Raw genomic sequence first — 23,490 nt, 5'->3', positions numbered from 1 at the left:
GGTCAGGCTTTGCGAAAACGCGCGTGGATGTTGTTGTGCTTGTAGCTGCCGCCCTCGTCGAATTCGGTCAGCTCCATCGAGAGCGCCAGATAGCGGCGGGCAAAGGCTTCCGCAAAGTGCGCTTTGATGGCATCGAACAGCGCATCGCAGGCGGCCTTCTTGACCTCGGACGTGCGGCCCGCGCCGATCTTGAGCGTGACGTGGACGAAGGCGTCGTCTTCCTTGCCATCGGCAACGCGGTAGTCCGTCAGCCGGATGGCGCGCGAGCGAATGCCCCCGGTTGGGAATACGCCGTTCTGCGCGATCAACGTCTCGTTGAGGGTCTGCAGCAGTTGCGGGATACGGGCGTCGTCGCCCAGGTTGTCGGTGTATTCGACAATGACGTGCGGCATGGCGGTCTCCTGCTTACGCCCCGGTTTGATCGCGTTCGGGAAGCGGGAAGATCGCGTTGATCTGGCCCGTACCGGAACTGGGGAAATAATCGGTGATGACTTCGATGCCCTTGTCGTAGGCATCCCAGCCGAGCAAGCCGAGCAGCATGGCCGTGTCGTGCATGCCGCCTTCGCCTTCGCACAACGACGCGTACTCGGGCAGGATCGCGCAGAAGGTCTTCCAATCGCCTTGCTTCCACAAGTCCACCACACGCAGGTCGACCTGTTTGAAGAACTCGCGGCTGATCTGGTGGATGGACTCTTCCGGGCTGCCGTTATCGTTGAAGCGGTGCGAGAGCGATCCGCTGGCCAGGAACGCGACGGTGCTGTCGCTCGCCTCAATGGCTTCGAACAGCGCGGCGCCAAAGCGGCGGCTCTCCTCCAGCTTGTGCCACGCACACCAGCCGGCAATCGACACCACCTTGAAGTGCTGGTCGCTGTTCATGTAGCGCATCGGCACCAGCGTGCCGTATTCGAGTTCGAGGCTATCGATCTCATGTGCACGCGTGAAGACGCCGCGCGCCGTTGCCGTTTCTGCAATCAGGCGACCAAGCGCCGGGTTGCCCGGATACGCATAACGCATGTCCTTGATGAAATGCGGCAGCTCGTTGCTCGTGTAAATGCCGTCGAAGCGCGCGTTGCAGTTGACGTGATAGCCGGCATTGACCAGCCAGTGCACGTCGGACACGACGATGGTGTCCACGCCCAGATCCCGGCAGCGCTGCCCGATGATGCGATGCCCCTCAATGGCCGCTGCCCGGCAGCCGTGATGCTTGCCGGGCAGTTCCGACAGATACATCGACGGTACGTGGGTGATCTTTGCGGCCAAGGCCAGCTTGCCCATGGTGTCTCCTTCCGCCCTTGTCTTGGTTTGTCCAGCGGCGCGTCAAACGCCCCAGCGCGGGATGTGGTGGCTGCCCATCGAGATGCAGACGTTCTTGATCTCGGCAAACACTTCCAGGCTGTACTCGCCGCCCTCACGCCCGGTGCCGGATGCCTTCACCCCGCCAAACGGCTGCCGTAGGTCACGCACATTCTGACTGTTGACGAACACCATGCCCGCCTCGATGCCGCGAGCAAGACGATGCACCTTGCCCACGTCCTGCGTCCAGATGTACGAGGCCAGACCATATTCCACGTCGTTGGCTAGCTTCAGGCCGTCGGCCTCGTCCTTGAACGGGATCAGGCAGGCCACGGGGCCGAAGATCTCCTCCTGGGCCACGCGCATGCGGTTGTCCACATTGGCCAGCACCGTAGGCGCGACAAAGTTGCCATTTTTCAGGTGGTCAGGCAGGCCTACCGGTTTGTCTGTGCCACCGGCCAGAACCCTGGCGCCCTCCTGCTCGCCCAGGCGGATGTAGCCCGTGACCTTCTCCCAGTGCGCACGCGTGATCATCGAGCCGACGTTGGTCTTCTCATCCGCTGGGTCACCCACCACAAGGCGCTTGGCCCGCTCGGCAAACTTGCGCACGAAGTCGTCGTACACGCTCTCCTGCACGAAGATGCGCGAGCCAGCGGTGCAGCGCTCGCCGTTGATCGAGAAAATGGTGAAGAGCGATGCGTCCAATGCGCGGTCCAGATCCGCGTCGTCAAAGATCAGCACGGGTGATTTGCCGCCCAGCTCCATCGAGAATTTCTTCAGACCGGCGCGCTCCATGATGCGCTTGCCAGTGGCGGTGCCGCCCGTGAAGGACACCACGCGCACATCCGGATGCCGCACCAACGCATCCCCGGCGGTTGCGCCATAGCCCTGCACAACGTTCAGCACGCCCGGCGGAATGCCGGCCTCCAGCGCCAGCCGGCCAAGCTGGTCCGCCGTCAGCGGCGATAGCTCCGACATCTTCAGCACGGCCGTATTGCCCAGTGCCAGACACGGCGCGACCTTCCAGGTAGCCGTCATGAACGGCACGTTCCACGGCGAGATCAACGCACACACGCCCACCGGCTGATACAGCGTGTAGTTCAACATCTGGTCGTCGACCGGATACGTGCGGCCGTTGATCTGCGTGCACACCTCGGCAAAGAAGTGGAAGTTCTCCGATGCGCGCGGAATCAGTTGCTTGCTCGTCTGAGCGATCGGCAAGCCGGTGTCCATCGTCTCTAGCGCAGCCAGGTGCGGCACGTTCTGCTCAATCAGCTCGCCCAGGCGGCGTATCAGCTTGGCGCGCTGCTTGGCCGGGGTATTGGCCCAGGCGGGGAATGCGGCCTTGGCGGCCGCTACTGCTGCGTTGATCTCCGCTTCGCCGCCCGAAGCCACCTCGACAATCGCTTCACCCGTGGCCGGGTTGGTGGTAATGAAACGCTCGGCGCTATCGACCTGACGGCCATCGATCCAGTGTTTGACAGGGTCCATGCTCACGGGGTGCATGCGCGTGTTCATGCGGGCTCCTTGCTCGGTTGCTCTGCGGCGATGGTGCTGACCAGTCGCCCAATGCCTTCGATTTCGGTGACGACCTCGTCGCCGGGTTGCGTATCGGCCAAACCCTCGGGCGTGCCGGTCAGGATCAAGTCTCCCGCTTCGAGCGTCATGAAGCTGGAGAACCACGCGATCAGCGCCGGGATGTCGAAGATCATGTCGCGCGTGCTGCCCTCTTGCGTGACGCGGCCGTTGACGGTAGTGCGCAGAGCCAGGTTCATCGGATTGGGCACGTCGTCGCGGTCGACCAGCCACGGGCCGATGGGCGTGCACGTGTCGCGGCTCTTCACGCGCAGATTCGGGCGGTAGTAGTTTTCAAGGTAATCGCGAATGGCATAGTCGTTGGCCACCGTGTAACCGGCGACAACCTCATAGGCACGTTCCCGCGACACGTCGCGTGCAGTCTTGCCGATCACCACCACCAATTCGCACTCGTAGTGCATGAAGGCCACACCCGCCGGGCGCACGGTGTGGGCGCGGTGGCCGATGAGCGTGTTCGGCCCTTTCAGGAAAGCGAGCGGCTCTTCAGGTGCCTTGAAAGCGAGTTCCTTGGCATGATCGGCATAGTTCAAGCCCAACGCGAAGATCGTGCGCGGCTCGACCGGTGGCAACCAAGTCACTTCGTTTTCATACAGCACGCGGCCATCGGCAAGCTGCAAGCGAGTGTCATCGCCAGGTACGGCGATCGCTTGATGGATCGCCCCATCATAGGCAATGCGTGCGCGCTTCATTGCGAGGCCTCCTGCGCGTGCCTAACCAGCCGCGTCGTCAGCGTGCCGATGTTGGCAATGTCGATATCGATGCGGTCGCCGGCGCGCGCCAGCGGCGGTTTTTCGGGCATGCCGACAAGCAGCACGTCGCCAGCTTCGAGCGTCATGAAGGCGGTCACGTCGGCCAGCAGTTGCGCGATCGGGCGCACCAGCGTTGCGGTGGAGGCGCGTTGCCTGATCTCGCCGTTGATACGCACGGTGATGTCCAGTGCGTCCGCATTGGGCACATCGCTTCGATCCACCACCCAGGGGCCGATCGGGCAGAAGCCATCACGACACTTGTGGCGGATCGCCGGGCGGTAATAGCTGGCATGCGGCACGGTCAGGTCATTGACGATGGTGTAGCCGGCAATGAATGCGTGGGCCTGCGTGGCGCTCACACGTGTGGCGGTGCGGCCCATCGCTACGCCCAGGCAGGCGCCCGCCCAGACCGCATCGACGTCGGCTGGCAGAGCCACATCCCGACCATGGCCGATGTGTGTATTGGCCGGTTTGAGATACAGGATGGGGGCTTTGGGTGGCGCTTGATAAGGCGGTGCGGAGAGCGCGTCGCCCAAGCTTTCCAACTCGCCACGGTAGTTCAGCAATGCACCGACAACGACGCCCTGAACGGGCGGCAGCCAACGCTGCGCGGCAACCGCTTCAGCGTCTCCAGTCGCCGTTGCCCATGCGATTTCGCTCGCCCGACCATCCGGCAATGCCACTCTGCCTCGCCGCATCCCTGTCTCCTTGGCTTCGGGCTAGCATCAAAGCTGCCCATATAATTAACATGTTAATCATCTAACCAGATGATGGCTCTGTCAAGTCGGGAAACACTGGAACATCGGCAATGAAAAAGCCGGTCACGCGGACCGGCTTTTGTCAGAGGGTGGACGTGTATCCACCATGCGGGCACATCGGGCGTGCCGATGCCTGCAGAGGCAATCGATCATGCTCAAACCACGGCAATATGCGCGAGCTTGACCACCACCGGTTGCGGTAAATCTTCCAATCCGTGAGCGCGCTGCACGCCGTCAGCGATCAACACGCGGGCGGCGCCCTGGATGCGTTCTCGCCCAGCTTCGAAGGCTGCTTGCAGCGATACAACCTGGTCGCCGCTCAGCCCTTCCCACAGTGCCTCACGTGTTGCCACGCAGGTCACCTTCTCACCATCCACGAGTGCGTCGAACAACAAGCCCTCGTTATTGACGGGATACTCTTCTTTCGATTCGAACTTGATTTCCATTTCACAGCCCTCCGATTGCAATGGACAACAACGCACACGCTGTTGGCGTGGAAACCGTGCGGGGGGGCCGGCACGATTTCGTCAAACAATGTGTATGACCGCGCGATTCATTTTAACCATAGCTGGCGCTGCGCGTGCGAACGGCAATGCCAAAGCCAAGAACCCGAACATGGGCTCTAGCTTGCCACCCTAGGCAGCATCAGGGCTCGCACGCCCTTCGCCATAGTTATGCTTTTTTGTCAGGGCCGCGAGCGCCACGCGACTAAGCAAAGCGGGAGCCACATGCAAAGCCCGTGCCGACATGCAGGCCAGGAGACCATCATGCGCATCCAACCACACCGTTTGCGACACTTTCGTGTCAGCGCAACACTGACATTGCTGGCGCTGACAAGCACCGCGCGCCCAGCGTCAGCCGCGGATTGCGCCGCGCTGCGCGTCCAGAGCCCACCGCACACGGTTGCGGTTGTTGAACTCTATACATCCGAGGGTTGTAATAGTTGCCCGCCGGCTGACCGCTGGCTCAGCCACACACCGGCCGATACGCAGCACTGGATTCCCCTCGCGCTGCATGTTGACTACTGGGACGGTCTCGGCTGGAAAGACAGCTTCGGCCGCGCGGCCTTCTCTGAGCGGCAACGTGCGCTGGGCGATGCCACGCACGCGCCAACAATCTACACGCCGGAGGTCTTCGTCTCTGGCCGCGAGTTGCGCCGTTGGGCAGATCGCACCGACTTCTCCCGGGCCATTGCGGCGCGCAATGCGCAGCCTGCCACGGCGGACATTGCACTCGATGCCACTGCGACCAGCACGCCGCGTGCAGCACTGCAAACCCGCGCACGCTTCACGTTACGGCCGCGCGCTGGCAACGACTCCAGCCCAACCGTCGCGTGGATCGCACTGACGCAAAACAACCTGGTGAGCCACCCGAGTGGCGGCGAGAACGGCGGTGTGGAACTACGCCACGACCATGTCGTAAGGGAATGGATCGGGCCAATCCGGTTGACTGGCGCGAGCACGCAATGGCAAGGCGACATTCCCCTGCCCGCCAATGCGCACCCGACCGATGTGAGTGTGGTCGCCTTGATCGAGCGGCCACGCGACGCGGAAATCCTGCAAGCGGTTTCCGCGCCGCTATGCCATTAGGCGACCAGGCGATCAGCGCGCCGTTTCCGAAGCCGGAACGACGCCTTGCTGCGGCGTATGCAGCAGCGAGCGGCGGCGCGCATAGCCGAAGTACACCAGCAAGCCGATCACCACCCAAACCGCAAAGGCGATCCAGGTAACGGCTTGCAGATGGCTCATCAGGAACAGGCACATGCCGATGGCCAGCAGCGGCACCACCGGCACGCCCGGGCAGCGGAAACCGCGATGCAGGTCCGGACGCGTACGGCGCAGCACCAGCACAGCAACCGCGATGAGCGAGAACGCTGCCAGCGTGCCGATGTTGATCAGCTCGGCCAGCACATTCAGCGGCACAAATGCGGCGATCACCGCGAACACGATGCCGACCACCCACGTATTCAGGAACGGCGTCGCGTAGCGCGGGTGGATGTGCGACAGGCGCTTGGGCAGCAGACCGTCACGCGACATGGCAAAGATGATGCGGGTCTGGCCGTAAGCCATCACCAGGATCACCGTGGTCATGCCGATGATTGCGCCCAGGTCAACAAAGCCCGCGACCCAGCTTTCGCCCGCCATCTGCAGCGCCAGCGACACCGGGTGGTCAACGCCTGCGAACTTCGTGAACGGCACGATACCGGTCATGATGGCGGCCACCACCACGTAGAGGACCGTGCAGACCGCCAGCGAACCGATGATGCCGATCGGCAGGTCGCGCTTGGGATTGCGCACCTCTTCCGCCGCAGACGTCACCGCGTCGAAACCGATGAAGGCAAAGAACACAATGGCTGCAGCACCGAACACGCCCTCCATGCCGAACGGCATGAACGGCTGCCAGTTGGCCGGCTGTACGTGACGCACGCCCACGAAGATGAACAGCAGCACCACCGTCACCTTGATCACCACCATGACGTTGTTGGCACGCGCCGATTCACGCACACCAAACGACAGCACCGTGGTGATGAGCAGCATGATCACGAGCGCAGGCAGGTTGAACAGCGTCTGCACGCCCGGGATTGCACCCGGCGCCGCCGACAGCGCCACCGGCAGATGCAAGCCGAAACCCGACAACAGCGATTGGAAGTAGCCGGACCAGCCGACTGACACGGCGGAAGTCGCCAGCCCATATTCGAGCATCAGGTCCCAGCCGATGATCCAGGCGACCAGTTCGCCCATCGTTGCGTAGGCGTAGGTGTAGATCGAGCCCGACACGGGGATGGTCGAGGCGAACTCGGCGTAGCACAGCGCGGCAAACCCGCAAGCCAGCGCGGCAACCACGAACGACAACGTCAGCGCAGGACCAGCGGTCAGCGCGCCTGTGCCCGTGAGCACAAAGATGCCGGTGCCGATGATGGCGCCGACGCCCAGGAAGGTCAGGTCCATGGGCCCGAGGACTTTCTTCAGGCCGGTATCACTGTGGCCCGTGCGGATCATGTGATCCACGTTTTTGGTACGGAACAAACTCATTGACTGCGTCTCCTGTCTGCGTGCCTCCGTGGGTACGGATGCACTGTCGCGCACGTGTGGCGCGCGGCGGCGGATTTTTGCAAAAAGCGGGCATTTTACCCGCTGGCGACGTCCGCCCCTTCACATCGCCGTGATGCAGACAGGAAAATAGGACAATTCGTACCCGACTGACGTGCGTCACAACAACTCACGACAATCGGAGCTCACTCAACCGTGTTGGTGTCTTCCGTGAATAGCGTCTGTTGACGCGCGTGCGCGTCGGACTCGTACAGACGCACCCCGACGCCCAGCAACCGCACAGGAATCTGCCGCCGCTCGAAGCCCTGCGTCAGCAATTTCGAGAACACCGGCAGCGACACTTTCGGGTGGATGCACTCGACCGTGGTCCCACGAAAATCCGCGAAGCGCAGCTTGACGTACGTCTTGTGGATCATGTCGGCGGCGCGGGCACGTTCAACGCGCGCGGCAAGCTGCTCGACGAGGATGATCAGCTCACGCTGGCAATCATCGAGCGTGCGCAAGTCTGTCGCGTACGTTTCTTCCACGCTGACGGATTTGCGGATCTGCGAGGGTTGCACCTGCCGGTGGTCGATGCCGCGGCAGAGGTCATGCAACCGGAAACCGAAAACGCCGAAATGCTGCTGCAACCGATCGGTGCCCCAACTACGCAAGTCTGCGCACGTTTCAGCGCCCAGCCGGCGCAGCTTGGCGGCCGTCACCTTGCCCACGCCAAACAGGCGCTCCACAGGCAGCTCGGCCACAAAGGCATCCACCTGCTCCGGCCGCACCACGAACAGGCCGTCGGGCTTTTTCCAATCGCTCGCGATCTTGGCGATGAACTTGTTGGGGGCCACCCCGGCCGACACGGTGATACCGATTTCCTCCCGCACGCGGCGGCGGATGTCCTCGGCGATGCGCGTGCCGCTACCGGCAAGCATCGGGCTATCGCTCACGTCAAGGTAGGCCTCGTCCAGCGAGAGCGGCTCAACCAGTGGCGTGTAGCTGTGATAGATGGCGAAGATCTGGCGCGCGACCTGGCGGTACTTGTCCATGGACGGCGGCACGATCAGCAAGTCCGGACAACGCTTGACGGCCTGCGACATGGGCATCGCGGAGTGAATGCCGAACTTGCGCGCTTCGTAGTTGCAGGTAGCCACCACACCGCGCCGCTCGGGCCGCCCGCCAACGGCCAGCGGCTTACCGACCAGGCGCGGGTCATCGCGCATCTCGATGGCGGCGTAGAAGCAGTCGCAGTCGCAGTGGATGATCTTTCGCACGGCAGGAGGCCGTCAGGACGGGCCACAACAAGCCGCATCAGAGCGGGCTTGCACGTTCAGGAGGAACGCAAGCGTACCAGCTTCCGCCGGGTGTGCACCGAATGTGCACGCTCGGCTGCGCAACAATGCATTTCGCCGATACTGCAGCGCAGCATCGGCGAATGATGGGACGGGAAAGGCGGCTTAACGGTTGATGTCGTGTGCCACGGCGCCGAGCTCGTCGTTCAGCGCACGCTGTTCGTCGCCAGACAGGCCGCCGTTGTGCTGGCTGGCCATGTCGTTGGTTTCCTGGCGGATGCGGCGCAGGCGGTCGCGCAAGCCATCCGCGCGGTACGGATCGATGTAGCCCTGCGACTGGCGCACGTCCACGCGATGGAATTCCTCGGCGAGACGGCCTTGCACCTGGTCAAAGCGGGCGCGCGGATCAACCGGAGCCGCGACTGGAACCGGCTCGCGCACCACTACCGTGCGCGTTTGCTGCGGTGGGGCCACCACACAGCCGGCCATGGAGGCCGCCAGCACAGCGCACAGAGTCAGACGCGGAAGAATCGACATGATTGGGCTCGTATTGTCGTTGTAGAAATGCGCAAGTCGCGCGGGGACTGACGCCATCTTACGAACCGCTTTGCGTAAAGCTGTGACGATTAGTAACAGCGCGTCACAACCGCAACATCTCGGGCGGCTCAACTGGCGGCGGAGGTTCATCCGGCGACGGCAAATCAGGAGGAATACCCGGCGGCGATGGCTCGTCAGGGGGTGGAACGGTATGTGCGGGACGCATCAAGCTGCGCGCGCGGCCCGCGCAATTGACGGACGGATTGGCGTAACGGCTGGCGGACATGGTTTCCCTCCGGGCAAAACGCATTGACAATCTAGTACGCGAACCCCACCCCAACAAGTCACCCTACCCGACCACTCATGCACGACCTGCCCACCGCTCACTTCCAAGACCGCTCGCTAGTCCGCATCGGTGATGTTGACGACCCGAGCGCGGAAGGCTCCATGCTGCTGCTCGCGCCGGAAGCCGGCGGCCGGCTCGTGCGCTGGCGCCATCTCGGTGAAGAGATCCTCTTCTGGCCAGAACATGCGGACTGGTCCAACCCGGCCAAGGTACGTGGCGGCAATCCGCTGCTGTTTCCCTTCATCGGCCGGCATTTTGTCGATGGCGAAATCGGCCAGTGGCGCGACGCACGCGGGCAACGACATGCGCTGCCACAACACGGCTTTGCACGAGACCTGCCGTTTGAAGTGGAAGACGCGAGCGACACCCACATCGTCATGCTGCTACGTGACACCCCACGAACGCGCGAAGGCTATCCGTTCGCGTTCGAATTCCGTATCACGTATCGACTGCTGATTGACGGGCTGGAGGCAACGTTCTCGGTCAAGCACCTCGACAACGGCGACGCCCATGCACCAATGCCGTTTTACGCCGGTCACCATTTCTACTTCGCGCTGCCGCACGCGTTGCGCAGTGCGGCTGAGCTGTCGATGCCGCCATCGCGGCTTTCACGCCAGTTGGCTGACGGCAGCCTCGATACGCCGGAGCCCGGACAAGCAACCTACCACTTGGACAACCCAACGCTGCAGGACCGCTACCACCTGCTCGACGACGCCGGCGCAGCCACGCTCATCATTCCGCCGCACGCAGATGCGCCGCTTGGCCGCCGCATCCGCATCGAGGTAGATGGCGCGCCGGTGCCCTGGCACGCCATCACCACCTGGACGGAAAACGCCACGTCCGATTTCTACTGCGTTGAGCCCTGGATGGGCCTACCCAACGCCATCCACCACGGCGAGGGCCTGCACCTGCTCGCCCCAGGCGAAACCCGTCAGGCCACCTGCCGCCTGCGGATCACGCGATAGCAAAGCGGCCAGGGTGAGACTCTTAGGCCTTCTCGTAAGCCTGCACCGCGTCCATCACGCGCGCCGAGTACACCAGCGCCGCCCCCGCGTTGAGCGAGATCGCTACGCTCAACGCATCCGCAATCTCTTCATGCGTGGCGCCGTGCTTGAGCGCTTCAGCGGTGTGCACGGTGATACAGCCATCGCAACGCGTCGTCACCGCCACGGCCAGGGCAATCAGTTCACGCGTCTTGGCATCCAGGCTACCGGTCTTCGCACCCGACAGCGTTTGATAGCCCTTGACCGTATCCGGCGTGATCTTGCCAATCTCGCCAATGCGCCCCAGCAGTTCCTTCCGATACTCAACCCAGTTCAGCATGATGTGCTCCCGGTGGTGTGGCACTGGCCCGATGCCTGCGCCGTTGGAAAGAGTATTGTCTTTAACCAAGATCCGTTGAATACTCGATTCAACCAATTTTTATCGAGATCGTCTCAATGGATGCGCTCAGCCAATTCATCCAGTTGACCCGCCCGCAGGCCAGTCTTGATCTGCGCTGCCTGTTTCAAGGCCCCTTCTCGATCCCACATGATCCTGAGCCGGAGGGTCAGGCGATCTTCCACCTGGTGCTGGCTGGCACATGTCTGGTGGAAACCGGCGGCCACACACTCACCCTGCGCGAAGGTGATTTCATCCTTTTCCCGCGCGGTCATGCGCACACCATTCACGACCCCGCCAGCCGCGCAGATGCGCCCGCTCGAAAACTGCGCACATCGCACGACGGCATGCTCCCGCTGCGCCAGACCGGTCGTGGCGCCGCCGAGGTCGACCTCCTTTGCGGCCGCTTCGTGCACGAGCATGGTTCGGCCACATTGCTGGTGCGCACGCTGCCCGACCCGCTGCATGTGTCCTTGAGTGATAGTGCTTCGTTTCCAGCGCTGCAAGCCGTCATTGGCATGATGCGCAGCGAGGCTGAAACGCGCGCCCCCGGTGCACTGGCGATCGTCACATCGTTGAGCCAGGCGCTGCTGACGCTTGCGCTGCGCGTCTACGGCCAGCGTGAGAATGCCGGGCCAGGAACGCTCACGTTGCTATCGGACGCACGTCTCAGCGCGTCCGTGCAAGCCATGCTCACCAGGCCCGAACAGGCATGGACCATTGATGCCCTGGCAAACCTGGCAGCCATGTCACGTGCTACCTATGCGCGCCACTTCAAGGCACGCGCCGACATGACCGTGTGGGATTTCCTCACGCGCGTGCGCATGACCATGGCCTGTGATGCGTTGATGCATACGCGGCTGAGTGTGGGTGAGATCAGCGCCCGGGTTGGTTATCAATCCGAAGCCGCGTTCGGCAAGGCGTTCAAGCAGCAACTGGGGATGACGCCGGCGCGGTATCGGCGAGCGATCGCTGGGCCCGCGCGCGAGACGATCTCGTCTTGAGCCAGATCGCTTAGTCGGAGCGGATCTGGGCGCTATCAGCGAGTGGGCTCGGATTGCCCCAACCGTTCTCGAACAGCAGTTCATGGAGTGCCTGCCGTGCTGCCCATTGTTGCTGCTCCAGCATCGGCTGGTCGTAGAACTGATCCACGTACCCGAGGCACAGCACTGCGACCGGCTTGGCGCCAGACGGCAGATGAAGCAGCTCGGCCAACTGCTCGGGATCGAAGAGAGAAACCCACCCCATGCCGATCCCTTCCGCCCTGGCAGCCAACCAGAGGTTTTGGATCGCGCAGGCGACCGAAGCCAGATCCATCTCCGGCAACGTACGCCGGCCGAAAACATGCCGCTCGCGGCCATCCATGAGCGCCGCCACGAAGACCTCTCCACATTCCAGAATGCCCTCCACCTTGAGCCGCATGAAATCATCCTGCCGCTCGCCCAGTGCAGCGGCAGTCTGCTGACGCTCGGCTTCAACCAGTGCGTGCACACTGGTGCGCAGGTCTCGATCTGTGATGTGGATGAAGCGCCAGGGCTGCATGAAGCCGACGCTGGGGCCAAGGTGTGCGGCCTCTAACAGACGTGTCAGCAGTGCCGCATCAAGTGGGTCGGGCCGGAAATGGCGCATGTCTCGCCGCTCGCGGATCACCCGATAGACGGCGTCGACTTCACCGTCGCTATACCGAAATTGGCTCATGGCTTCAAGCCGCGCATGCGCGTGTGATGTCCCCGTAGAAAACAAAAAGGACTTACGGCTCATCGCCGTAAGTCCTTTAATTTTCCTGGTCGGGGCGAGAGGATTTGAACCTCCGACCACCTGCACCCCATGCAGGTACGCTACCAGGCTGCGCTACGCCCCGAAGCACAAAAGTATAACAGAGCGACTGTGTGGATGACTAGTGGGTCGCCGCGTGTGCTTATGGTTTATCGCTGTGCAAAATCTCCAGCACCGATTGCAACGCGCGGCGCAAGCTCGGCACATCCACCGCGCCGCCCGTCACCAGAGGTGCCGCTGCAGGGGCTTCGATCTCTGGCTCAGCAGCATGCATCGGTGCAGCACCCACGCCGTGCCGCAACTCATCGAGCCGGTTGCGCGCGCCGTTGATCGTAAAGCCCTGCTCATACAGCAACTCGCGAATGCGTCGAATCAACAGCACTTCATGATGCTGGTAGTACCGACGATTGCCGCGTCGCTTGACGGGCTTGAGTTGCGTGAACTCCTGCTCCCAATAGCGCAACACATGCGGTTTGACCGCGCACAGATCACTCACCTCACCAATGGTGAAGTAGCGCTTGGCAGGAATCGGCGGCAGGTTGACCCGCTCCGTGTGTTTATCGGCAGCCATGAAGGGCAGGCGAAAAGATCCGGGGTGGACGGAACGACAGAAACAACGGAATTACACAGCGGCAGAATTACGCGACGTCCGCTGGCATCGGCTCGACGCGCTCTTCAACGAGCGCCTTGAGCTTCTGGCTGGCGTGGAACGTGACGACACGGCGCGCTGTGATGGGGATGATCTCCCCGGTCTTCGGATTGCGGCCCGGGCGCTGCGGCTTATCACGCAACTGGAAATTGCCGAAGCCGGACAGCTTGACGCTGTCACCCTGCTCGAGCGCTTCGCGAATCACGTCGAAAAACGCCTCGACCATATCCTTCGATTCACGCTTGTTCAGGCCGACCTGCTCGAACAGCATCTCGGCAAGCTCAGCCTTGGTGAGCGTCGGCACATCCTGGCCACGCGCATCGCGCGCGTCAGCCAGTGCTACCGAAGAAGAACCGAGCGAGTCGTCCAAAGATGCCGCCAGCGCGGGCGCGTGTTGATCGTTCATAGGATTCGCTTTGCGTGATCGATCCGAATGCGGAAGTTCGTTCGAGCGGTCTCTCGCGAGGCGCGGACGTCAGGCGCGCAGACGTGCGCCGAATGCATCGCCGGCCGCTCGAATCAACTGCTGCGTGGCGGCCTCGACAATGTCGTCCTGGAGGGTGCTGTCAGTATCTTGCAACGTAATTCTGAAGGCAAGGCTTTTCTCCTGTGCCCCAATGGCTGCTGTAGCGGCCTTCGGACGGAACTCGTCGAACAGCACAACGCCCTGCAGATAACGCTGCCACGGCGTGCCAACGGCCGTTTTCTCGAACGTGTCCACGAGGTCTTGCACCGCCACGTCCTGGCGCACGACCAGCGCGATGTCACGCGTCACGGCCGGCACGCGCGGCACTTCGCGATACTTGGGCAGACCGACTGCGGTGATGGCGTCGAGCTCCAGCTCCCACACCACCGGTGCAGTCGGCAGATCGTACTTCTGCAGCCAACGCGGATGCAGCTCACCAATCCAGCCGATGGCGCGGCCATTCAGTACCACACGTGCGGAGCGCCCCGGATGCAGCGCGGGATGCTCGGCGCGCTCGAAGCGAGCTTGCAGCGGCCACAACAGCGACTCCACATCGCCCTTCACGTCGAAGAAATCGACCGGGCGCGTCTGCACGCCCCACTGCTCTTCCTTGGACGGGCCATACGCAATACCGCCCACCATCATCGGCTGCGCGTAACCGGCAATCGACAGACCACCGTCAGCAACGCTCGCATCGCGGTGGAACACACGGCCCACCTCGAACATGCGCACGCGCGAAGCCTTGCGATTCAGGTTGTAGCGCACCTTGTCGAGCAGGCCGCCGATGAGCGTGCTGCGCATCACCGAGTACTGGCTGGCGATCGGGTTCAGCAGCGGGATCGGGTTGGTGTTGCCGGCAAAGTCGGCTTCCCATTCGGTCTCAACGAAGGCGAAATTGACGACTTCGTGATAGTCGCGTGCGGCCACGGCATGACGCACATCGTGCATGGTGCGGCGTGCTTCGCTTGTCGGGCGCATCGCGTTTTCGGCGACCGGCGGCTTGGCCGGAATCTGCTCGAAACCGTAGATGCGTGCGACCTCTTCGATCAGGTCTTCCTCGATCTCGATGTCGAAGCGGTACGACGGCGGCTCGACGATGAACACATCGCCGTCCACGTTGAACGTAAGGCCCAGGCGCTTGAACACATCGGCCACGACTTCATGCGACAGCGGAATGCCCAGCACGCGGGCTGCACGTGCCACACGCATGCGCACCGGCTCGCGCTTCGGCAGATTGACGATCTGGTCGTCGATCGGGCCAGCCTGGCCGCCGCAGATTTCGAGGATCAGCGCGCTGATGCGCTCGATGTGCTCAACCGTGGTCGCGTAATCAACGCCACGCTCGAAGCGATGCCCCGCATCGGTCGAGAAGTTGTAGCGGCGACCACGGCCCTGGATGGCTTCCGGCCACCAGAATGCGGCTTCGACGTAGATGTTCTGCGTGTCGAGCGTAACGGCGGTCTTGTCGCCGCCCATGATGCCGGCGAGGCTTTCGATCGCCTGCTCGTCCGAGATCACGCCGACCTTTTCATCGACGGTAATCGTGTCGCCGTTGAGCAGCTTGAGCTGTTCGCCCGCCTTGCCCCAGCGCACCGTCAGGCCGCCGTGGATCTTATCCAGATCGAACACGTGCGACGGACGCCCCAGCTCCAGCATCACGTAGTTGGAGATATCGACCAGTGCCGACACGCTGCGCATGCCCGCACGCTCGATGCGCGAAACCATCCATGCCGGCGTCTTCGCATGTGCGTTCACGCCGCGGATGATGCGGCCCGAGAAACGGCCGCACAGGTCCGGCGCTTCCACCTTGACCGGCAGCTTGTCAGACAGCGTCACCGCCACCGGCGCCATCGACGGCACCGTGATCGGCGCGCCCGTCAAGGCAGACACTTCGCGGGCCACGCCATGGATCGACAGGCAGTCCGCCTTGTTCGGCGTGAGCTTGATGACGAAGATCTGGTCGTCTAGGTCGAGTACCTTGCGGATGTCCGCGCCCACCGGCGTGTCTTCCGGCAGGATCAGCAGGCCGCCGTGGTCTTCCGACAGCTTCAGCTCGCGCGCCGAGCACAGCATGCCGTAGCTTTCCACGCCGCGCAGCTTGCCGATCTTGATCTTGAACGGCTTGCCGTCTTCGCCCGGTGGCAGTTCGGCGCCCACCATCGCGCACGGCACCTTGATGCCCACCGACACGTTCGGCGCGCCGCACACGATCTGCAGCAACTCGCCCGTGCCTGCATCGACCTTACACACGTTCAGGCGATCGGCGTCCGGGTGCTTGTTCACCTCGACCACATGGCCCACGACAATATTCGTGAACGGCGGCGCGACGGGGTCGACCTCTTCCACCTCGAGGCCAGCCATCGTCAGGCGATGGGAGAGTTCATCGGTGGTGATCGACGGATTGACGAAACTGCGAAGCCAGGATTCCGGAAATTGCATGGCGCGACAGAAAGAAGAATTCGATTAACGGGGCGACGAAAGTGGAACGACGTTTACGCGAACTGGCGCAGGAAACGTACATCGCCCTCGAAGAACAGGCGCAGATCGTTGATGCCATAGCGCAGCATCGTCAGGCGCTCCAGGCCGGAGCCGAACGCGAAACCGATGTAACGCTCCGGGTCCAGGCCCATGTTGCGCACCACGGTTGGGTGCACCTGGCCGGAACCGGAAATCTCCAGCCATTTGCCGTTGCCGAAGGCCATGTCGATCTCGGCCGACGGCTCGGTGAACGGGAAGTACGACGGGCGGAAGCGCACCTGGATGTCGTCGCGCTCGAAGAAGTTGCGCAGGAAGTCGGTGTAGACGCCCTTCAGGTCAGCAAAGCTGATGTTGTCAGCAATCCAGAGGCCCTCAACCTGGTGGAACATCGGCGAGTGCGTGGCGTCGCTGTCGACGCGGTACGTGCGGCCCGGGGCGATGACCTTGATCGGGGGAATGCGGTCGAGGTGCTTGTACTTCTCGACATGCATGCGGGCGTAGCGCACCTGCATCGGACTGGTGTGCGTGCGCAGCAGCAGGAGCTTGTCTTCGCTGTCGCGGCCGTCGATGTAGAAGGTGTCCTGCATCGAGCGCGCCGGATGGTTGTCCGGGTTGTTCAGCGCCGTGAAGTTCATCCAGTCGGATTCGATCTCGGGGCCATCGGCCACATCGAAACCAATCGAACCGAAGATCTTGGCGACGCGCTCCCAGGTGTTCATCACCGGGTGCAGGCTGCCTTCGGCCACGTCGCGGCCGGGCAGCGTCACGTCGATTGCTTCGGCGGCCAGGCGGGCGTTCATGAGCGCATCGGCCAGCGCCTGGCGGCGGGCGTTCAACGCCTCTTCAACGCGGCTCTTGGCCTGGTTGATGCGCGCGCCCTCCGTCTTGCGCGTCTCCGGATCGAGCTTACCGAGGCCCTTGAGCAAGTCAGTCAGCACGCCGGACTTACCGAGAAAGCGTGCCTTCTCGTTTTCCAGCGAGGCGTTGTCCTCCACAGAGGCAAACGCGTTTTGGGCATCGACGACGACTTGGTCCAGATCCAGTGACATGGGAAGGCGAGCGAAAAGAATTCAGGTGATTCGGAACTGCAGAATAAAAAACGGGGCTCGGTGAGAGCCCCGTCAGGGTGATCAGCCGGCAAACTTACTGGGCAATTCCAGCGGCCTGCCCGGCCAATCCAATTCAGGCGACGTTGGCTTTCACCTGGTTCACGATGGCGGCAAAAGCCACCTTGTCGTGAATGGCCATGTCCGACAGCACCTTGCGGTCCAGTTCGATGGACGCCTTCTTCAGGCCGTTCATGAACTTGCTGTAGGTCAGGCCATGCTCGCGTGCGCCAGCGTTGATACGTGCAATCCAGAGGGCGCGGAACACGCGCTTCTTGTTGCGACGATCGCGGTAAGCGTACTGACCAGCACGCATGACCGCCTGCTTGGCGATGCGATAGACGTTATTGCGACGGCCGCGGTAACCCTTGGCTGCGCTGATAACCTTCTTATGACGGGCCCGCGCTGTGACCCCACGTTTTACTCGAGGCATGAAATGCTCCTTTCGTAGTTAGTTAGGGTTAGGCGTACGGCATCATTGCGCGAACGGACTTCAGGTTCGTCTCATGGACGCCCTCGGTACCGCGCAGGTGACGCTTGTTCTTGGTGGTCTTCTTGGTCAGGATGTGACGCTTGAAGGCTTGGCCACGTTTGATCGTGCCACCAGGACGGGCAGTAAAGCGCTTGGAGGCGCTTTTCTTCGTCTTCATCTTCGGCATGGAACAACTCCGCTTTTGACATGAAGCCAGGTGGACGGCTGGCGCCGACACTTTTAAGACCCGGACTCACTTGTTGTATCGCGATGGGTGATGAAGCCCACCGCGTTTTCCGACGTTTCCGTCTGGAACCTGCTCAGTGCAGCCGGAATCGTCCGGCCGCCACTGCGTTACTTTTTCTTCTTGGGCGCCAACATCATGACAGCCTGGCGACCTTCCATCTTGGGCATCTGCTCAACCTGGCCGTATTCTTCCAGGTCAGTCTTGATACGCTCCAGCACGCGCATACCGAGTTCCTGGTGAGCCATTTCGCGGCCACGGAAACGCAGTGTGATCTTGGCGCGGTCCCCTTCTTCCAGGAAGCGCTTCAGATTGCGCAGCTTGACGTCATAGTCGCCGTCATCGGTACCAGGGCGGAATTTGACTTCCTTCACCTGGATGACCTTCTGCTTCAGCTTGGCTTCGTGAGCCTTCTTCTGCTCCGAATACCTGAACTTGCCATAGTCCATCAGGCGGCAGACGGGCGGCTGCGCAGTCGGCGCGATCTCGACCAAGTCGACGTCTTTCTCTTCTGCCAGACGCAGTGCGTCGAACAGCTTGACGATGCCGAGCGCTTCTCCCTCAACCCCCGTCAGCCGGACTTCCGGCGCGGTGATTTCGCGGTTGAGGCGGTGAGAAGATTTATCAGTAGCGATGTTGATGTCCTCAAAGATTCAAAAAAACAGGCCGTGCCCAGCTCATGACTTGTTGGCGAGATCGTTCTGCAGTCGCTCAACGAACGCCGACAGCGGCATGGAGCCTAGATCGACGTTGCCACGGGCACGCACGGCCACCTGATTTTCATCCCGTTCTTTGTCGCCGACCACAACCTGGTACGGGACCTTCTGAACGGAATGCTCGCGGATTTTATACCCAATCTTCTCATTCCGCAAATCGACGACCGCCCTAAATCCTTGTTTTTGCAGGGATTGCGCAACGGATTGTGCGTATTCGGCGTGCGAATCGGTGATGCTGAGCACCGCAACCTGCACCGGCGAAAGCCACGTCGGCAGCGCACCGGCGTATTGTTCGATCAAGATACCGATAAAGCGCTCCAGGCTGCCCACGATGGCCCGGTGCAACATGATCGGGCGATAGCGCGCGCCGTCTTCGCCGACAAACTCGGCATCCAGGCGCTCCGGCAGGTTCGGGTCGACCTGAATCGTGCCGCACTGCCATTGGCGACCAAGCGCATCTTTGAGCACATATTCGATCTTCGGGCCATAGAACGCGCCCTCGCCCGGCAGGTATTCGAATTCGCAGCCGGAAGCACGCAAGCCATCTGCCAAGGCAGCTTCGGCGCGATCCCAGCTTTCCTCGGAGCCAATGCGCTTTTCCGGACGTGTCGAGAGCTTGTACAGAATCTCGGTAAAGCCGAAATCTTTGTAGACCTTCTGCAGCAGCGTCGTGAACGCCGTCACTTCGGCCTGGATCATGTCTTCCGTGCAGAAGATGTGACCGTCGTCCTGCGTGAAGCCGCGCACGCGCATGATGCCGTGCAGGCCACCCGAGGGCTCGTTGCGGTGGCAAGCGCCGAATTCGCCGAAGCGCAGCGGCAGATCGCGGTAGCTCTTGATGCCCTGCTTGTAGATGAGGATGTGGCCGGGGCAGTTCATCGGCTTGAGCGCGTACTCGCGCTTTTCCGATTCCGTGATGAACATGTTCTCGCGGTACTTGTCCCAGTGGCCGGTCTTCTCCCACAGCGACTTGTCGAGAATCTGCGGCCCCTTCACTTCCTGGTAGCCGTTTTCGCGGTACACGCGGCGCATGTACTGCTCGACTTCCTGCCACAGCGTCCAGCCCTTGGGATGCCAGAACACCATGCCCGGCGCGGTTTCGTCGATGTGAAACAGATCGAGTTCGCGGCCCAGCTTGCGGTGGTCGCGCTTTTCGGCCTCTTCCAGCATGCGCAGGTAGGCTTCCTGGTCTTCCTTCTTGGCCCAGGCCGTGCCGTAGATGCGCTGGAGCATCTCGTTGTTGTGATCGCCGCGCCAGTAGGCGCCCGCAACCTTCATCAGCTTGAAGACCTTGAGCTTGCCCGTGGACGGCACGTGTGGGCCGCGGCACAGATCGACGAAATTGCCTTCACGGTACAGGCCGATCTCCTGGTCCTCCGGAATGGAGGCAATGATCTCGGCCTTGTACTTCTCGCCCATGCTTTGGAACAACTTGACGGCCTCGTCACGGTTCCAGACTTCACGCGTGACCTTCTCGTCTTTCTTGGCGAGCTCAGCCATCTTCTTTTCGATGGCGACGAGGTCTTCGGGCGTGAAGGGACGCTTGTAGGCGAAGTCGTAGTAGAAACCGTTGTCAATGACCGGGCCGATGGTGACCTGCGCGTCCGGATACAGCTCCTTGACGGCGTAGGCCAGCAAGTGGGCCGTCGAGTGGCGGATCACGTCGACGCCGTCGGCGTCCTTGTCGGTGATGATGGCGAGTTTGGCGTCGCGGTCGATCGAGTAGCTCGTGTCGACCATCTGGCCGTCCACGCGGCCAGCCAGCGCAGCCTTGGCCAGACCTGCGCCGATGCTTTGCGCCACTTCAGCCACCGTCACCGGGCCGGGAAACTCGCGCCGGGAACCGTCCGGCAACGTGATTGCGATCATGCTTGCTCCTGTGGAGTCACCGTCGCGCTTATCGTCCACGCGAAGGCTGTCATTCTGTCGTGCGCCACACCAAGCCGGTGCGGCAGGTTGTCGAATCGATGCTTCGAAGCGCTTTCAGCCTGATCGCCACGCATGACATGAAAACGCGGACGAAAAAAAAAACGCGGCCAAGGCCGCGTTTTCTTTTGCGCTGACTACCGCTTGGGCAGAGCACAAAGGGCGAAAACCGCACCTTGACTACTGTCGCTCCGAAGCGGTTGTAGTTCGCGGTGCTTGAATCATGTTTTGCCCTTCACTTCAGTTGTACGGGACAAACCCGAGGGATGACGGCTTGGACATCCTACCCGACGCGTCCTGCTAAATGCGTTGGTAGGCTCGATTGGACTCGAACCAACGACCCCCACCATGTCAAGGTGGTGCTCTAACCAGCTGAGCTACGAGCCTGCCGAAGAACAAGACTATACCGTCACTTGCGCCTGGCTGTCAACACCCCTTGCACTTCTTCGATCAAAGTCAGCGCGCGCTGCAGTTGTGTCGCCTCCGCCACCTCGGCGGTGAACTGCATTTTGGCGACACCTTTGCTCGACAGCGTGCGCACGCCGGTCACGTTGATCCTCTCGCGCGAGAGGATTTCCGAGATGTCGCGCAACAGCCCCTGGCGGTCCAGCGCCTCGACCTGGATATCGATCGGATAGACCGAATCGCTGCGTTGGCCCCACTCCGTCTGGATCACGCGGCCCGGCGCGCGGGTAGCCAACTGCTGAAACGTCGCGCAGCTTTGCCGATGGATCGACACCCCGCGCCCACGCGTGACGAATCCGACGATCGGGTCCGGCGGCGCCGGCTTGCAGCAGCGCGACATCTGCGTCAGCAGCGAATCGACGCCCACCACCAGCACACCGCTCTTCGCACCACGGGCGACGCTGGTAGCCTTGCTCTTCTTGGTGATCGACGCCTCATCGTCCACAGGCGCAGGTGGCGGCGCACCGTCAGAGCGTAAGACAGCCTCGACCCGGCGCAGGCTGAGTTCGTCCTTGGCGACAACGGCGTACAGATCATCCGGCGACTTGAAGCCGAGCTTGGCGGCCAAGTCCTCCAGGTTGACAGCGGTCTTGCCTTCGCGCTGCAGGGTCTTGTCGATCAGGGCACGACCCTGGGCCAGCGTTTCTTCCAGCTCAAGCGCATTGAACCAGGCACGCACCTTCGTCTTGGCGCGGCCGCTCGCCAGATAACGCAGCTCAGGATTGAGCCAGTCGCGCGACGGTCCGCCCTGCTTCACGGTGACGATCTCAACGGTCTGCCCATTTTTGAGCGGCGTGTTGAGCGGCACCATCGTCCCGTCGACGCGCGCGCCACGGCAACGATGGCCGAGATCGCTGTGCAGGTAATAGGCGAAGTCGACCGGCGTCGCGCCTTGCGGCAAGGCGATGACGCGTGCTTGCGGCGTCAGCACGTAGATGTGGTCGTCCAGCTCGGTGTGCTTGAGCTGCTCCCAGGGCGAATCTTCGTGCGCGACGGTGTGCTCGGCGTCGTCTTTCCAAGCCAGAAGTTGACGCAGCCAGGCGATCTTTTCATCGTAGCGCTCGCTGGCGGAGAACTGGCCGGCGTAGCCCTTGCTGCCGGCCTCCTTGTAGCGCCAGTGCGCCGCCACACCGTACTCGGCAAAGTGGTGCATCTCGCGCGTGCGGATCTGCACCTCCAGCGCGCGGCCATCGTCGCCGATCACCACCGTGTGCAACGACATATAGCCGTTGGCCTTCGGGCGCGAGATGTAGTCGTCGAACTCCTTAGGGATCGGCTGCCACATGTGGTGCACGAAACCGAGCACGGTGTAGCAATCCTTGATGTCATCGACGATGACACGGAACGCACGCACGTCATACAGATCGGCAAAGTCGAGTTCCTTGCCACGCATCTTTTTCCAGATGCTGTAGATGTGCTTGGGGCGACCGGACACCTCGGCCTGGATGCCGGCGTCGTGCAGCGTCTTCTGCAACTGCGCGATGGCCTCGCCGATAAATTTTTCGCGCTCGATGCGCTTCTCGTCGAGCAGACGGGCGATGCGCTTGTAGGTGTCGGGGTCTTCGAAGCGGAAGCCGAGATCTTCCAGCTCCCACTTGAGTTGCCAGATGCCAAGGCGGTTGGCGAGCGGCGCATAGATGTCGAGCGTCTCGCGTGCCATACCCTCGGGCGCGGGACGCTTGCTTTGTGCCAGCCAGCGCAACGACTGCAACCGTGACGCCAACCGGATCAGCACCACACGAATGTCCTGCGCGAACGCAAGCAGCATCTTGCGCAGCGCCTCGACCTGGGCGCGGCGTGCCTCGGCTTCGTTCTTGCGCGTGATACCGGCATCCGTCGGGCTCACCAAGCCAGCAATCGCGCCGATGCGCAGCAGCTGCCGCACGTCGTGCACGAGTTTGACCACCTCTGGGCCGAATGCGGGTTCGAGCGCCTTTTCGTTGTCCATCGCCAACGTGGGCAACAGGAACAGCGCGGCCGCCTGCAGCGACGGCGTATCAACGCGCAACCCTTCGAGGATGGCGATCGTGCCGCGCGCGTGCGACTCCAGCGACTCGCCCGTCAGCGTAACGTTATCGCCGGCATTGGCGGCGAGGTATTCGATCGCCTTAGCGACCTGCTCTGCCGCGGGTGTTGCCAACTTGCCAGCCCCCTCGGCTGGCCGGTCGGTCTTGTTCTCCATGATGCGTCCTGCTGTGACGCGACG

Annotated in this window: 23 protein-coding genes and 2 tRNA genes; 3 read left to right on the top strand and 22 right to left on the bottom strand. The window is 62.2% G+C overall.

Features of this window, described 5'->3' with window-relative positions:
- Nucleotides 1–2: 2 nt before the first annotated feature.
- From V6657_RS07585 to V6657_RS07560, 6 genes are all read right to left on the bottom strand, one after another.
- Entirely contained in the window at nt 3–392 is a 390-nt protein-coding gene (locus V6657_RS07585; RefSeq protein WP_048932542.1) for a 5-carboxymethyl-2-hydroxymuconate Delta-isomerase, read from the bottom strand.
- Between the two features lie 13 nt (nt 393–405).
- Entirely contained in the window at nt 406–1,275 is an 870-nt protein-coding gene (gene hpaD, locus V6657_RS07580) for a 3,4-dihydroxyphenylacetate 2,3-dioxygenase (RefSeq protein WP_048932543.1), read from the bottom strand.
- 42 nt (nt 1,276–1,317) lie between these two features.
- Nucleotides 1,318–2,799 carry a 5-carboxymethyl-2-hydroxymuconate semialdehyde dehydrogenase gene (gene hpaE / locus V6657_RS07575; RefSeq protein ID WP_048932859.1) on the bottom strand — a complete coding sequence of 494 codons (1,482 nt, stop codon included), beginning with the start codon at nt 2,797–2,799 and terminating at the stop codon, nt 1,318–1,320.
- A gap of 8 nt (nt 2,800–2,807) precedes the next feature.
- Nucleotides 2,808–3,578 (bottom strand): fumarylacetoacetate hydrolase family protein, encoded by a 771-nt coding sequence (locus V6657_RS07570; protein WP_048932544.1) that lies wholly within the window; start codon nt 3,576–3,578, stop codon nt 2,808–2,810.
- A complete protein-coding gene (locus V6657_RS07565) occupies nt 3,575–4,336 on the bottom strand; it encodes a fumarylacetoacetate hydrolase family protein (RefSeq protein ID WP_048932545.1) in 762 nt (253 codons plus the stop codon). Before V6657_RS07565 ends, V6657_RS07570 begins: the two co-directional genes overlap by 4 nt.
- 215 nt (nt 4,337–4,551) lie before the next feature.
- Nucleotides 4,552–4,842 (bottom strand): DUF1488 family protein, encoded by a 291-nt coding sequence (locus V6657_RS07560; RefSeq protein WP_048932546.1) that lies wholly within the window; start codon nt 4,840–4,842, stop codon nt 4,552–4,554.
- A 321-nt stretch (nt 4,843–5,163) separates the two neighbouring features.
- Here V6657_RS07560 and V6657_RS07555 point away from each other — a divergent pair, with 321 nt between their 5' ends.
- Nucleotides 5,164–5,985, top strand: coding sequence for a DUF1223 domain-containing protein (locus V6657_RS07555; RefSeq protein ID WP_048932547.1), 822 nt, complete (start codon nt 5,164–5,166; stop codon nt 5,983–5,985).
- Between the two features lie 12 nt (nt 5,986–5,997).
- Here the strand turns inward: V6657_RS07555 and V6657_RS07550 are convergent, their stop codons facing one another.
- The 3 genes from V6657_RS07550 to V6657_RS07540 form a co-directional block, all read right to left on the bottom strand.
- Nucleotides 5,998–7,428, bottom strand: coding sequence for an amino acid permease (locus tag V6657_RS07550; protein ID WP_048932548.1), 1,431 nt, complete (start codon nt 7,426–7,428; stop codon nt 5,998–6,000).
- Between the two features lie 203 nt (nt 7,429–7,631).
- Entirely contained in the window at nt 7,632–8,654 is a 1,023-nt protein-coding gene (gene dinB / locus V6657_RS07545) for a DNA polymerase IV (RefSeq protein WP_248694695.1), read from the bottom strand.
- A 234-nt stretch (nt 8,655–8,888) separates the two neighbouring features.
- Nucleotides 8,889–9,260, bottom strand: a complete 372-nt coding sequence (locus V6657_RS07540) for a hypothetical protein (RefSeq protein ID WP_048932550.1) — start codon at nt 9,258–9,260, stop codon at nt 8,889–8,891.
- Between the two features lie 363 nt (nt 9,261–9,623).
- Between V6657_RS07540 and V6657_RS07535 the strand changes: the two genes are divergently transcribed.
- On the top strand, nt 9,624–10,571 hold the full coding sequence (locus tag V6657_RS07535) for an aldose epimerase (protein WP_048932551.1): 948 nt from the start codon (nt 9,624–9,626) through the stop codon (nt 10,569–10,571).
- A 22-nt stretch (nt 10,572–10,593) separates the two neighbouring features.
- Here V6657_RS07535 and V6657_RS07530 read toward each other — a convergent pair whose 3' ends face one another.
- Nucleotides 10,594–10,929, bottom strand: a complete 336-nt coding sequence (locus tag V6657_RS07530) for a carboxymuconolactone decarboxylase family protein (protein ID WP_021194672.1) — start codon at nt 10,927–10,929, stop codon at nt 10,594–10,596.
- A 116-nt stretch (nt 10,930–11,045) separates the two neighbouring features.
- On the opposite strand from V6657_RS07530, the gene V6657_RS07525 reads away from it, so the two are divergent.
- Nucleotides 11,046–11,990 carry an AraC family transcriptional regulator gene (locus V6657_RS07525; RefSeq protein ID WP_048932552.1) on the top strand — a complete coding sequence of 315 codons (945 nt, stop codon included), beginning with the start codon at nt 11,046–11,048 and terminating at the stop codon, nt 11,988–11,990.
- A 10-nt stretch (nt 11,991–12,000) separates the two neighbouring features.
- Here the strand turns inward: V6657_RS07525 and bluB are convergent, their stop codons facing one another.
- The 12 genes from bluB to V6657_RS07465 all read right to left on the bottom strand — a co-directional run bounded on the left by bluB (nt 12,001) and on the right by V6657_RS07465 (nt 23,466).
- Nucleotides 12,001–12,684 (bottom strand): 5,6-dimethylbenzimidazole synthase, encoded by a 684-nt coding sequence (gene bluB / locus V6657_RS07520; protein WP_048932860.1) that lies wholly within the window; start codon nt 12,682–12,684, stop codon nt 12,001–12,003.
- Nucleotides 12,685–12,770: 86 nt separating this feature from the next.
- Nucleotides 12,771–12,847: transfer RNA gene (locus V6657_RS07515), tRNA-Pro, on the bottom strand.
- Between the two features lie 57 nt (nt 12,848–12,904).
- Nucleotides 12,905–13,333 carry a MerR family transcriptional regulator gene (locus tag V6657_RS07510; protein WP_048932553.1) on the bottom strand — a complete coding sequence of 143 codons (429 nt, stop codon included), beginning with the start codon at nt 13,331–13,333 and terminating at the stop codon, nt 12,905–12,907.
- A 67-nt stretch (nt 13,334–13,400) separates the two neighbouring features.
- Nucleotides 13,401–13,817: an integration host factor subunit alpha gene (locus V6657_RS07505; RefSeq protein ID WP_048932554.1), complete on the bottom strand. Its 417-nt coding sequence runs from the start codon at nt 13,815–13,817 to the stop codon at nt 13,401–13,403.
- A gap of 69 nt (nt 13,818–13,886) precedes the next feature.
- Complete coding sequence (pheT, locus tag V6657_RS07500) at nt 13,887–16,316, bottom strand: phenylalanine--tRNA ligase subunit beta (protein ID WP_048932555.1); 2,430 nt, start codon at nt 16,314–16,316, stop codon at nt 13,887–13,889.
- 53 nt (nt 16,317–16,369) lie between these two features.
- Complete coding sequence (gene pheS / locus V6657_RS07495) at nt 16,370–17,404, bottom strand: phenylalanine--tRNA ligase subunit alpha (protein WP_048932556.1); 1,035 nt, start codon at nt 17,402–17,404, stop codon at nt 16,370–16,372.
- Between the two features lie 133 nt (nt 17,405–17,537).
- On the bottom strand, nt 17,538–17,894 hold the full coding sequence (gene rplT, locus V6657_RS07490; RefSeq protein ID WP_012762124.1) for a 50S ribosomal protein L20: 357 nt from the start codon (nt 17,892–17,894) through the stop codon (nt 17,538–17,540).
- 28 nt (nt 17,895–17,922) lie between these two features.
- Nucleotides 17,923–18,120: a 50S ribosomal protein L35 gene (gene rpmI, locus V6657_RS07485; RefSeq protein ID WP_004636003.1), complete on the bottom strand. Its 198-nt coding sequence runs from the start codon at nt 18,118–18,120 to the stop codon at nt 17,923–17,925.
- Between the two features lie 167 nt (nt 18,121–18,287).
- Nucleotides 18,288–18,830 (bottom strand): translation initiation factor IF-3, encoded by a 543-nt coding sequence (gene infC / locus V6657_RS07480; RefSeq protein WP_171017950.1) that lies wholly within the window; start codon nt 18,828–18,830, stop codon nt 18,288–18,290.
- A 24-nt stretch (nt 18,831–18,854) separates the two neighbouring features.
- A complete protein-coding gene (gene thrS, locus V6657_RS07475; RefSeq protein ID WP_048932558.1) occupies nt 18,855–20,762 on the bottom strand; it encodes a threonine--tRNA ligase in 1,908 nt (635 codons plus the stop codon).
- A 367-nt stretch (nt 20,763–21,129) separates the two neighbouring features.
- A tRNA-Val gene (locus V6657_RS07470) sits at nt 21,130–21,206 on the bottom strand.
- A gap of 22 nt (nt 21,207–21,228) precedes the next feature.
- Nucleotides 21,229–23,466, bottom strand: coding sequence for a bifunctional (p)ppGpp synthetase/guanosine-3',5'-bis(diphosphate) 3'-pyrophosphohydrolase (locus V6657_RS07465; RefSeq protein ID WP_048932559.1), 2,238 nt, complete (start codon nt 23,464–23,466; stop codon nt 21,229–21,231).
- Between the last annotated feature and the right edge of the window lie 24 nt (nt 23,467–23,490).

The sequence above is a fragment of the Ralstonia sp. RRA genome (genome assembly GCF_037023145.1).
In the GTDB taxonomy this organism is placed as follows: domain Bacteria; phylum Pseudomonadota; class Gammaproteobacteria; order Burkholderiales; family Burkholderiaceae; genus Ralstonia.
Note: the sequence above shows the minus strand (reverse complement) of the source record. Positions and strands in the feature narration are given on the sequence as shown.